General features: G+C 46.3%; 9 protein-coding genes. 1 reads left to right on the top strand and 8 read right to left on the bottom strand.

The window, feature by feature from the left end:
* Positions 1-108: 108 nt before the first annotated feature.
* The 3 genes from TY15_RS05815 to TY15_RS05825 all read right to left on the bottom strand — a co-directional run bounded on the left by TY15_RS05815 (position 109) and on the right by TY15_RS05825 (position 4,733).
* Positions 109-960, bottom strand: a complete 852-nt coding sequence (locus TY15_RS05815) for a 3-hydroxybutyryl-CoA dehydrogenase (RefSeq protein WP_040206925.1) — start codon at positions 958-960, stop codon at positions 109-111.
* Between the two features lie 106 nt (positions 961-1,066).
* Positions 1,067-2,254, bottom strand: a complete 1,188-nt coding sequence (locus TY15_RS05820; protein ID WP_040206923.1) for an acetyl-CoA C-acetyltransferase — start codon at positions 2,252-2,254, stop codon at positions 1,067-1,069.
* 367 nt (positions 2,255-2,621) lie between these two features.
* Complete coding sequence (locus TY15_RS05825; protein ID WP_040206921.1) at positions 2,622-4,733, bottom strand: (Fe-S)-binding protein; 2,112 nt, start codon at positions 4,731-4,733, stop codon at positions 2,622-2,624.
* A gap of 196 nt (positions 4,734-4,929) precedes the next feature.
* Between TY15_RS05825 and cls the strand changes: the two genes are divergently transcribed.
* Positions 4,930-6,132 (top strand): cardiolipin synthase, encoded by a 1,203-nt coding sequence (gene cls, locus TY15_RS05830; protein WP_040206920.1) that lies wholly within the window; start codon positions 4,930-4,932, stop codon positions 6,130-6,132.
* Between the two features lie 758 nt (positions 6,133-6,890).
* On the opposite strand, the gene TY15_RS05835 is transcribed toward cls, so the two are convergent.
* The 5 genes from TY15_RS05835 to speE form a co-directional block, all read right to left on the bottom strand.
* Complete coding sequence (locus tag TY15_RS05835; protein WP_040206875.1) at positions 6,891-7,070, bottom strand: H-type small acid-soluble spore protein; 180 nt, start codon at positions 7,068-7,070, stop codon at positions 6,891-6,893.
* Positions 7,071-7,228: 158 nt separating this feature from the next.
* Positions 7,229-8,899: an arginine--tRNA ligase gene (gene argS, locus TY15_RS05840; protein WP_040206872.1), complete on the bottom strand. Its 1,671-nt coding sequence runs from the start codon at positions 8,897-8,899 to the stop codon at positions 7,229-7,231.
* On the bottom strand, positions 8,896-9,303 hold the full coding sequence (locus tag TY15_RS05845) for a YwiB family protein (RefSeq protein WP_244440886.1): 408 nt from the start codon (positions 9,301-9,303) through the stop codon (positions 8,896-8,898). Before TY15_RS05845 ends, argS begins: the two co-directional genes overlap by 4 nt.
* Positions 9,304-9,489: 186 nt before the next feature.
* On the bottom strand, positions 9,490-10,362 hold the full coding sequence (speB, locus tag TY15_RS05850) for an agmatinase (RefSeq protein ID WP_040206868.1): 873 nt from the start codon (positions 10,360-10,362) through the stop codon (positions 9,490-9,492).
* 190 nt (positions 10,363-10,552) lie between these two features.
* Entirely contained in the window at positions 10,553-11,380 is an 828-nt protein-coding gene (speE, locus tag TY15_RS05855) for a spermidine synthase (RefSeq protein ID WP_040206865.1), read from the bottom strand.
* Positions 11,381-11,666: the final 286 nt, after the last annotated feature.

Consider the following 11,666-nt stretch of genomic DNA (forward strand, 5'->3'; position numbering starts at 1 on the left):
GATGGATGTATTGTTATCGTACATTTCCAGGGGAGACCACAGAATCTCTACTATGTAATGAGGTCGTGATCCACCTGGTATTTGTTATCTAATCTTCCGCTTTTCTTGTTATTCGTAGCTATAAAAGCCACGTCCGGTTTTCTTGCCGAGCCAGCCGGCTTTTACATATTTGCGGAGGAGCGGACATGGGCGATATTTGTCATCACCGAAGCCTTCGTGCAAGGTTTCCATAATATATAGACAAGTGTCGAGGCCAATAAAGTCCGCTAAGGTTAACGGCCCCATCGGATGGTTCATGCCGAGCTTCATGACTTCGTCAATGGCTTCCTTCGTCGCCACCCCTTCGTATAACGTGAAAATGGCTTCATTGATCATCGGCATAAGCACGCGGTTGGAAACAAAGCCTGGGAAGTCATTGACCTCAACGGGCACCTTACTCAACGTTTTCGTCATGTCCTCGATCGCTTGATACACTTCATCGGTGGTTGCAAGGCCGCGAATGATTTCAACGAGCTTCATCACGGGAACCGGATTCATGAAGTGCATGCCAATCACCTTTTCCGGACGGTTGGTGGCGGCCGCAATTTCCGTGATGGGCAGTGAGGATGTATTGCTGGCGAGAATCGCATGCGCCGGGGCAATTTGATCCAATTTAGCAAATAGATTTGTTTTGATTTCCATATTTTCAACGGCTGCTTCGATGACAAGATCCACGCCGCTAGCATCATTGAGGTTGGTTGACGGCGTTAATCTCGCCAGCGCCTCCTGCCTTTGTTGCTCGGTGATGCGCTCTTTCGCCACGTTGCGGGCAAGTTTTTTTTGGATGACACCTAGTCCGCGTTCCACGAATTCGGGTTTTAAATCGTTTAAGACAACCTGGTAGCCCGCTTGTGCACAGACCTGGGCAATGCCTGAGCCCATTTGTCCTGCGCCGATCACCATTACCTTTGAAACCTTCATGTTTTCCCCTCCATTTTGAGGCCGGATGTGACTCCGACCTCTTGTTGAAAAATTATATAAAAGAGTTTTCCAATGTAAGATCTCTGTCCGACAGTAACCCTTTCCCCTACGCCTTCGGGACTTCAATCATGACGGCATCGCCTTGGCCGCCGCCGCTGCAAATCGCAGCAATTCCAATGCCACCGCCGCGGCGCTTCAATTCATGCATTAACGTAACGATGATGCGGGCTCCGCTTGCACCAATCGGATGGCCTAAAGCAACCGCACCGCCATTAACATTTACCTTTTTCGGGTCAAGACCGACAATTTTTTCACTGGCTAAGGCGACCGCCGCGAAGGCTTCATTTATTTCAAACAGATCAATCTCCTCTAAACTCCGACCCGTCTTTTGTAATAACTTATTGATGACAAGGCCTGGAGTTTGCGGGAAATCCTTTGCTTCCACTGCAATCGCTGCATGGCTAAGAATCACTGCCTCCACCTGCAAACCTTCCTGGGCAGCAAGTTCTTCACTCGTTAGCACCAGCGCGGCTGCACCGTCATTAACCCCTGGGGCATTCCCAGCCGTGATCGTTCCGGTTGAGCCAAAAACTGGCGCTAGTTTCGCCAATCGCTCTAGGGACGTATCTTTTCGCGGTGCCTCATCCTCGGCAACCAAGAGCGCTGGACCCTTGCGCTGCGGCACCTCAACGGAAACGATTTCCTCAGCAAATTTCCCACTTTCGATCGCCGCAACCGCACGGACATGACTGCGAAGCGCCCACTCATCCTGGGAAGCGCGACTAATCTCCAGTTCAGCCGCTGTTGAATTTCCATACGTGCCCATATGCACCCCAGTAAAGCTGCAGCTTAGGCCGTCATGAATCATTAAATCCTTCGCCGTAGAATCGCCCATCCTGAAGCCCCAGCGTGCTTTAGGTAAAATGTATGGAGCGTTGCTCATTGATTCCATTCCGCCAGCGACAATGACCGCTTCATCACCTGCACGGATGATTTGATCTGCCAAGGTCACACTGCGCATCCCCGAAGCACAAACCTTATTAATCGTTTCCGTTTTCACTTCCCATGGCAGGCCAGCATATTGGGCCGCCTGGCGTGAAGGGATTTGTCCCTGTCCACCTTGTAAAACCGTTCCTAGGATGACTTCCTCAACCTGTTCAGGCCTTACACCCGCGCGTTCCAAAGCTTCCTTGACCACAATGCCCCCTAGCTGTGATGCCGTGAAGCTGCTTAATGCCCCACCTAATTTTCCAAATGGTGTTCGTACCCCGCTTAAAATGACCGTTCTCCCCATGCAAAACACTCTCCCTTTTCGTCATATTCCTTTCACCTGCAGTGACTGAACGCTCGCTCGAAAAAATGCTGCAGACAAGCGCCTTGCCCTTCATCCTGAGCCAAGTCAACTGCATTTGTTCAAAACCGAAATACCTTCGTTACCATCTAAAAAGAAAAATGTAAGCGTTTTATCCTACTATTCTATTTTACATAAAAAATAGCAGAAGTTGAAATGTTTTACACAAAATTCTTAAAATTTTGATTCGTAAAATTATTCAACCCCTACTATGAAACGACTCTGACGCCGGCTTGCCACAATTGGTACGTCCCTTCCCCAATAGGATTCCCACCATTCGCATGTTCCACCGGCACAGATTCACTGCTTTTTACGATGCGACAGCCTTCCCTTCCCCACAAACCGCTTTTTCTAGCAATTCGGCGACATCGTAAGTGGCTACTTGCTCTTCCACCTCTTTAGCCTTCGTTCCATCCGACAGCATCGTTAAGCAATACGGACAGCCGGAACTGATCACCGATGGATTCACAGCCAAAGCTTGCTCGGTCCGGCTGACGTTGATCCGGTGACCTGTTTCTTCCTCCATCCACATCAGCCCGCCGCCAGCACCACAGCACATACCTTTCTCGCGATTCCGTTCCATTTCCACGAGCTTCACGCCAGGAATCGATTTTAAAATTTCCCGTGGCGGGTCGTAAACGTCATTGTAACGCCCTAAGTAACAAGAATCATGGAAGGTAATCGTTTCGTTGACGGCATGCTTCGGAACGAGGCGGCCATCGCGAACCAATTCATACAGGATTTCCGTATGGTGGAAAACCTCTGCCTCTAGACCAAAATCTGGGTATTCGTTTTTAAAAATATTGTAGGCATGCGGATCAATCGTGACGATCTTCTTAATCTCTGCCTTTTCGAATTCCTCAATATTTTTTGCGGCTAAGTCTTGAAACAAGAACTCGTTTCCTAAGCGCCTGGCCGTGTCGCCAGAGTTCTTTTCCTTATTTCCAAGGATGGCAAACTTCACGTGCGCTTCATTCATTAATTTTGCAAACGATAAGGCAATTTTTTGGCTGCGATTATCGTAAGAGCCCATTGAGCCGACCCAGAATAGATATTCAAATTCTTCGCCAGCCTTGTTCATTTCCTTCACTGTCTTAATTTCGACATCCTCACGTACTTCACGCCAATTCTCCCGCTCTTTGCGGTTCAAGCCCCATGGATTGCCTTGGCGTTCGATATTGGTCATGGCACGCTGGGCATCAGCATCCAGTTTCCCCTCGGTTAACACTAAATAGCGGCGTAAATCAATGATTTTATCAACGTGCTCGTTCATAACTGGACATTGGTCTTCACAGTTTCGGCATGTTGTACAAGCCCAAATTTCCTCTTCCGTGATCACGTCACCAATTAAGCTTGGGCTGTAGGCAAAGGCGGCAGCCGTTTCCTCGGCCCCTTGTCCGCTTGCTGCAAGGGCAATTTGATTCCCTTTTGTATTAGCAAAGGCAAATGTTGGCACCCATGGCTGCTTCGACGTGACCGACGCCCCATAATTGGTGAGGTGGTCGCGCATTTTCACAATTAAATCCATCGGCGACAGCATTTTTCCTGTTCCCGTCGCTGGGCACATATTGGTACAGCGGCCACATTCCACACAGGCATAAAAATCGATCATTTGGTGCTGGGTAAAATCTTCTATTTTTCCAACCCCGAACGACTCTTGTGATTCATCCTCAAAGTCGACCTTTTTCAACTTACCCGGCTTTTCCAAGCGATTAAAATAAACGTTGGCCGGCCCGGCAATTAAGTGAGCATGTTTGGACTGCGGCACATAGACTAGGAAGCTTAAAAGGAAAAGTAAATGCAACCACCAGGCCACATAAAAAACAGCAATAGCGGCGGTTTCACCCATCCATGAGAAAATAAGTGACAAGACGGAAGCGACCGGTTCTGTCCAGGATGGATCCTCGCCATGCCAAATGATGCCCATGCCATTTCCAAGCAAGACCGACACCATTAATCCACCGATAAAGATCAAAACAAGTCCTGATTTAAAATTACGCTTTAAGCGGACTAATTTTTCAACATAACGGCGATGAAATGCCCAGATGACCGCGACCAGAATCATTAAGGTAACGATTTCTTGAAAAAAGGTAAACCCGGCATAGATCGGCCCCAGCGGCAGATGAGAGCCTGGCGCAAGCCCTTTCCAAATAAAATCAATCGCTCCAAATTGAACGAGAATAAAGCCATAAAAGAACATGACGTGGATGGCTCCACTTTTCTTATCCTTTAGCAGCCTTTTTTGCCCAAATACATTGACCCAAATTTTTTGGAGCCGCTCTTTGACATTGTTGTCAAACTCGACCTTTTTCCCAAGCTTGATGAATTGGATTCGCGTTTTAACCACATAAACAAACAAGCTAATAGCGTAAGCGGTTACAATTAAGAATGCAATTAAATTCACCCATAGAAGACCATTCATGCAAATACGCCCCTTTCCAGTATTCCCCTACTATTTTTTCAAGTTGTAGAAAATATATAATTTTCTGAACTTACACTTAACTCTATTATATTATGAATGAGCATTCAGTCAATCAATTTTTTGTAAGATTCGTTCGACTTATAGAAATAACTCCGCTCGGCAACACTAACAAAACCGAATGGGGGAAAGATCGTCCATGAAATTTTTACTATATTTGTGCGGACTACTACTTCTGATCATTATTTGGCTTGGCGTAGATTTTCATTTAGGCAGAAAGAAGCATCTTGTACTCGGCAGCAAAGTGGAAACGGGTATCCTCCACGGCCATTTTGAAATTTTTACGCATGGGAAAGACTTTTTCAAGCATTATTTTCAAGAGCTTCGTCAAGCTACAGTTCACGTTCATGTCCTATATTATATTGTCCGTGACGATGACTTAGGACGGGAATTTTTCACTATTTTAAAAGAAAAGGCACAAGAAGGCGTCGAGGTGCGGCTATTACTTGACCGGCTCGGCAGTATGGAGATTAAACCCTGTATTGTCAAGGAGCTGCGGGAGGCTGGAATCCACTTTGCTTTTAGCAATCGAATTAAGCTCCCGTATCTCTTTTACTCTTCACAGGTCCGAAATCATCGCAAGCTAACCATTATTGACGGAAAGATTGGTTTTCTGGGCGGCTTCAACATTGGTAAGGAATATATTGATGGTGAGCCAAAACTCAGTCCGTGGCGCGATTACCAATTGAAAATTACCGGCGAGAGCATTAATTTTTTGCAAAGTGAGTTTCTGCTCGATTGGCACGAGTATGGCGGGGAAAATCTTCATAATCGACCAGCCTATTTCCCCAAGCTGCCTAAGGGTGGAGTACGCCATCAGTTTACCCCAACGGAGGCAGGGCAGCTTGAGGAAAATTTTATTCGCTTGATTCAGATGGCGGAGCGAGCCATTTTGATTGGCACCCCCTATTTTATTCCTAGCGCCCCGATTTTTGCGGAACTACTTGAGGCACGGCGGCGTGGTGTAGCTATCACGATTATTGTTCCCTTCACCGCGGACCATTTTCTTGTTCAAGAGGCATCATACCGCTATTTGCGTACACTTATTCAGGCAGGTGCTCGGGTTTATCAATATAAAAATGGTTTTTATCATGCAAAAACTATTTTAGTTGATGACAAGCTTTGCGATATCGGTACCGCTAATTTTGATATGCGAAGTTTGTTTTTAAACAAAGAGATCAATTGCTATATTTATGATCCCGATTTTATTGAACGGGTCCGGGCGGTCATTAACAGGGATCTCCTTGACTCGGAGCTGCTGACGATGGCGGCGTTAACGAAGCCGAACTTATTGAGGGCGGCGAAGGAAAGGCTTGCCGGAGCCATTTCGATTTTTTTATAAGAAAAACCGTGCAAAACCGCCCTGTCCTTTTTGGTTTGGCTCTGTCAAAAAAGTCTGTTGATTTCCGCTCCAGGTGCTTGCTTTCCGGGGGGCGTTCGCCGAGCCTCCTCGTCGCAAGCTCCTGCGGGGTCTCGCCTGTAACGCTAATCCCCCAGGAGTCAAGCACCTTCCGCTCCAATCAACAGAGTGTTAAAAATCAATCTTGAGCTTTAACTTAGTCTTTTGTCATGTGAATATCCGATAATTTGTACGCTATTCCATGAACTCCTTTATCATACTCCGGGTACATTTCTCCACCACATTTTTCCCATGAAAACATGGCAGGAGTTGTGAAAAAGCCAATGTGAAATGATAAGCCAAATCCATTGAGTAACCAACGAAAGTAATAAGCGGAGTTTTTCCGCTTAAGTACAGAATGGGGCCCGTTTCGGGGGTAAATAAGCGGAGTTTTTCCGCTTATGCAAAAAAAATCCCCCCATTTTCACGTTTTTCGAGTCAATAGGCGAAATTTTTCCGTCTATTTAGGCTATTTTTGATGATAATTCCTAAATAGGCGGAATTTCTCCGTCTATTTATCAGATCGAGTGCTTAACCGGATCTCAAAACCGATAAGAGCGAGGCCAGGTACCGCGACTTCATGCTTCTCGTCTTTAACCTTCTCGACGGACCCGCTTGTGACCTCGAGCCGATGGCTTCTTGAGCTGGATATTTCTCATTTTAAGAAAAGGAGTCCCCGAATGATACTCGGAGACTCCTTTTTATTCTTCGATTAGGTTTAATACTGGGACATCGCGCTCATGGTCGGGATCGGTTTTAGAATAGATGCGCGCCATTTTGCTGGCCTCATCGACATGCTGGATGATTACAGGCGTTCCGTCATAGGTCACGTTGATCATTTCAGCGGATTCAGCTATTTCCCTTGCTCTTCCAATGTTCATTTGTTCGGTTCACTCCCCACTCAAAATTCTCTTTTTAATATTTCCATTTTCTTGGTGGTTATTCGTTTTTATGGAAAAAAGCCCCCTTTGGATTTTATATTTAATCGAGCTCACCCCATATAAAAAAGCCCCCCTTTTCGCAAGGGAGCTCTGACCATTTACATTTTTTCTGGTGCGGAAACGCCAATCAATGCCAGCGCATTTTTTAAGGTAATCTGCACGGATCTTACTAACGCTAGACGCGCCTTCGTGCGATCGACGTGCTCGCTATCAAGCACTTTTTCGGCATTATAAAAACTATGGAACGTCGACGCTAGCTCAAAGACATAGTTCGTAATCCGGTGTGGCACACGCTTCACGGCCGCCTCACCGACAGCGGATGGGAACTCACCCAGCTTTTTCAATAAATCAATTTCCTTTTCAGACGATACCAATGCATAGTTGGCATCACCCGCAAAAGAGATGCCTTGCTCTTCGCCTGAACGCAAAATGCTCGAAATCCGGGCATGGGCGTACTGTGCATAGTACACTGGGTTTTCATTCGATTCTGATACAGCTAAATCCAAATCAAAATCCATATGTGTATCCGAGCTGCGCATCGCAAAGAAATAACGCGTCGCATCGAGGCCGACCTCATCGACCAAATCACGCATCGTCACCGCTTTACCGGTACGCTTACTCATCTTCATCTTCTCACCATTTTTATAGAGGTGAACCAACTGGATGATTTCAACCTCAAGGGCTTCACGGTCATAGCCAAGGGCTTGTATCGCCGCCTTCATCCTTGGGATATAGCCGTGGTGATCGGCACCCCAAATATTGATCAACTTTTCAAAGCCGCGCTCAAGCTTATCCTTATGGTAAGCAATATCCGGCGTCAAATACGTATACGAGCCATCCTGCTTGATTAAGACGCGATCCTTATCATCGCCAAAATCAGTCGAACGGAGCCACGTTGCCCCATCTTGGTCATAGACATAGCCGCTTTCCCTTAAGGCAGCAAGGGCTTGATCAATTTTTCCATTTTTATAAAGTGAGGTTTCTGAGTACCAGACATCAAAGCCCACACGGAAATCCTCGAGGTCCTGCTTCAGCTTGGCCATTTCGACCTTCAAACCGTATTCACGGAAAAAATCAAACCGTTCCGCATCTGACACATGGACATACTTGTCGCCGAATTCCTCCGCTAATGTCTTGCCAATGCCGATAATGTCGGCACCATGGTAGCCATCCTCAGGCATCTCCTTCTCCAAACCAAGTGCTTGGAAATAACGGGCCTCAACCGACAACGCCAAGTTATTAATCTGGTTACCAGCATCATTAATATAGTATTCACGTGAAACATCATAGCCCGCTTTCGCTAAAATATTTGAAAGGGAATCGCCAACGGCCGCACCGCGAGCATGTCCAAGGTGAAGGTCCCCCGTTGGATTGGCTGAGACAAACTCAACCTGAATTTTTTCGCCGCCGCCAACCGTTGTTTCACCGTACTTGTCACCTGCGGTAAGGATGGTTGGAATCAAGTCAGTTAGGTAGGCATTTTCCATATAAAAATTGATAAAGCCTGGTCCTGCGAGCTCAATTTTTTCAATCGATGCCTTGGAACGATCGAAATGCTCAACTAATGCCTCCGCGATCATCCGTGGTGCTTTTTTCGCGACGCGCGCTAGCTGCATCGCCATATTTGTTGAATAATCACCGTGTGCCTTTTCCTTCGGGATCTCTAAGATTACAGCAGGGATCTGCTCCTCTGTTGCCAGCCCTGCCTTCAGTACGGCCGCACGAATTTCTTCCTTGATCTTTGTTTGCACTTGTTCCACTATATTCATTGTTCATCCTCCTGAAAGGTAATCTCCAAATGGTATGTACCGCCGGGCGAACCCTGCATGTTGAAATCGTATAAAATATCAATCAGACCTTTAGTATGCTCAATCCGCTTTGCCATTGTCATCGTTTCAAACGTGCCGAACGGCATCTCGTAGCTGCCTCGCATCCTTTTATGTAAACGGAATGGCAGCCGCATCTTGACCGCACCGCCGCGTAAAATAAGTGCCTCTTCCGCCGCTACCTTCACGATCGTTCTTACTGTGCCCTCTTCCAGCACTTCTTCATACTGTAAGAATGATGCCCCCGCCTTTTGAGAGTATCGGCCAGACACCATTAATTCAAAAGTCTCATCGGCATTGATCGTCGTTTTCACCTTTATTTTCACAGGTATTTCATGGTTTGCCAATCGAATCAGCACATCCTTATTCATTTATTAACACGAACTTATGCAAGCTCTTTAGAATCGTTCTCGTTTTGAATCATTCTTGCCACCTACCGCGGCACTTCTACTATTATAAACATAGTAACCCCACAAATCAAAGAGGCCCGCCCCAAAAATCGGGACAGGCACAGCTAACAAATGGTGAATGAGTTACTTTACCCAGCCAAGTAGCATTTCACGGATTAGTTTGCTTGCAGTGTTGGCCGTTTGTTCGGATGGATCGTAGATTGGCGCGACCTCGACTAGGTCCCCGCCGACTACGTTCACTTCGGAACGGGCAATCGCATGGATGGAAGCAAGCAGTTCTTTGGACGTAATCCCGCCACAATCGACTGTTCCTGTTCCAGGTGCATGCGCTGGATCTAACACATCAATATCAATGGTGACATAGACTGGACGCCCTGCCAATGTTGGCAGAATTTCTTTTAGTGGTTCAAGCACTTCAAACTTGGAAATATGCATGCCATTTTCTTTGGCCCATTGGAATTCTTCCTTCATACCGGAACGGATCCCGAATGAATAAACGTTTTTCGGCCCGATATGTTCCGCTATTTTGCGGATTGGCGTTGAATGCGATAACGGTTCGCCTTCATATTCCTCACGTAAGTCGGTGTGGGCATCGAAGTGGATAATCGCTAAATCTGGGTATTTTTTATAGACAGCCTTCATGACTGGCCATGAGACGAGATGCTCGCCGCCCATGCCAAGTGGAAACTTGCCGGCTGCCAGAATCTGATCAATATATTCTTCGATCATATCGATGCTGCGCTGAGGGTTGCCAAATGGCAATGGGATATCCCCAGCATCGAAATATTTTACTTCATCTAATTCGCGATCAAGATAGGCACTATATTCCTCCAGACCAATCGATACCTCGCGAATGCGGGCAGGACCGAAACGTGAACCGGGACGATAGCTTACCGTCCAATCCATCGGCATTCCATATAAAACTACTTGACTCTCTTCAAAATTCGGGTGGCTCTTAATAAACACATTCCCCGAATAGGCCTCATCAAAACGCATCTAAGCTTTCCTCACTTTCATAATTAGGGGGTCATCACCGCACTGCTTGAGCGGGGGTCAGGCCCCCATCGGTTTACCGCACTGCTTCAACGGGGGACTGACCCCCATCGGTTTACCGCACTGCTTCAACGGGGGACTGACCCCTATCGGTTTACCGCACTGCTTCAACAGGGGACTGACCCCCATCACATTACTTCACTAAATCGCCAACAAATTTTGGCAAGACAAACGCTGCCTTGTGGAGCTCTTTTGTATAGTACTTTGTCTCGATCTCGTGGAAACGATCGTCGCTTACTTCTAATGGATCGTACTTCTTTGAACCAATCGTAAATGCCCATAAGCCACTTGGATAGGTTGGAATATTCGCCACATACAGGCGTGTAATCGGGAAAATCTCCTTGACATCGCGTTGAACATTGCGAATTAAGTCCGCCTTAAACCAGGGATTATCGGATTGCGCCACAAAAATACCGTCCTCTTTCAGCGCCTTTGAAATGCCCGCATAGAAACCTTTCGTAAAGAGGTTAACAGCTGGTCCAACAGGCTCAGTCGAATCAACCATAATCACATCGTACTCATTGTCACTGTTGGCAATATGCATAAAGCCATCATCGACACGAACATCGACACGCGGATCCTCAAGCTTCCCAGCAATCTCCGGAAGAAACTTCTTTGAATACTCAATTACTTTTCCATCAATGTCCACAAGCGTCGCTTTTTTCACACTTGGATGCTTTAACACTTCGCGAATAACGCCGCCATCGCCACCACCGACAACAAGAACATTCTCGGGGTTTGGATGTGTAAACAATGGAACATGCGCGACCATTTCATGATAAACAAATTCATCACGGACAGATGTCATCACCATGTCGTCCAATAGCAGCATGTTGCCCCACTCTTCTGTTTCAATCATATCCAGCTTCTGAAATTCGGTTTGCTCGGTATGTAAAGTTTTATTGACTTTCATCGTAATCCCAAAATTTTCGGTTTGTTTTTCAGTAAACCAAATCGACATCTTCGTCTTCCTTCCATTTCAAGGTATTTTTATGCATTTATCAAATCGTACTCGACTGGTATCGAGCCTTTGCGTCTTACTTTGAATGACTCGTTAAAAAGAAGCTCCCGCTTTATGTTTTTATACTACCCAAACTATTGAATTACAATCATGAGAAAAAGTCTAGCAAAATTTAAAGAATTTTACCATTCATGTTTAAAATGACTCTATTTTTTCAATACTATTACTATCTATTTTTTTACAAACTGGAAAAAGCGGTGGCTAGCTGCAGCGCCTAGCCCCTCGA

Origin of the sequence: Neobacillus jeddahensis (assembly GCF_000612625.1) — a bacterium.
GTDB classification, from domain to species: domain Bacteria; phylum Bacillota; class Bacilli; order Bacillales; family Cytobacillaceae; genus Neobacillus; species Neobacillus jeddahensis.

Excerpts from the sequence above, each read along its gene's own strand:
- TY15_RS05815 (WP_040206925.1), bottom strand. The coding sequence starts at position 960 with ATGAAGGTTTCAAAGGTAATGGTGATCGGCGCAGGACAAATGGGCTCA.
- TY15_RS05820 (WP_040206923.1), bottom strand. The coding sequence starts at position 2,254 with ATGGGGAGAACGGTCATTTTAAGCGGGGTACGAACACCATTTGGAAAA.
- TY15_RS05825 (WP_040206921.1), bottom strand. The coding sequence starts at position 4,733 with ATGAATGGTCTTCTATGGGTGAATTTAATTGCATTCTTAATTGTAACC.
- cls (WP_040206920.1), top strand. The coding sequence starts at position 4,930 with ATGAAATTTTTACTATATTTGTGCGGACTACTACTTCTGATCATTATT.
- TY15_RS05835 (WP_040206875.1), bottom strand. The coding sequence starts at position 7,070 with ATGAACATTGGAAGAGCAAGGGAAATAGCTGAATCCGCTGAAATGATC.
- argS (WP_040206872.1), bottom strand. The coding sequence starts at position 8,899 with ATGAATATAGTGGAACAAGTGCAAACAAAGATCAAGGAAGAAATTCGT.
- speB (WP_040206868.1), bottom strand. The coding sequence starts at position 10,362 with ATGCGTTTTGATGAGGCCTATTCGGGGAATGTGTTTATTAAGAGCCAC.
- speE (WP_040206865.1), bottom strand. The coding sequence starts at position 11,380 with ATGTCGATTTGGTTTACTGAAAAACAAACCGAAAATTTTGGGATTACG.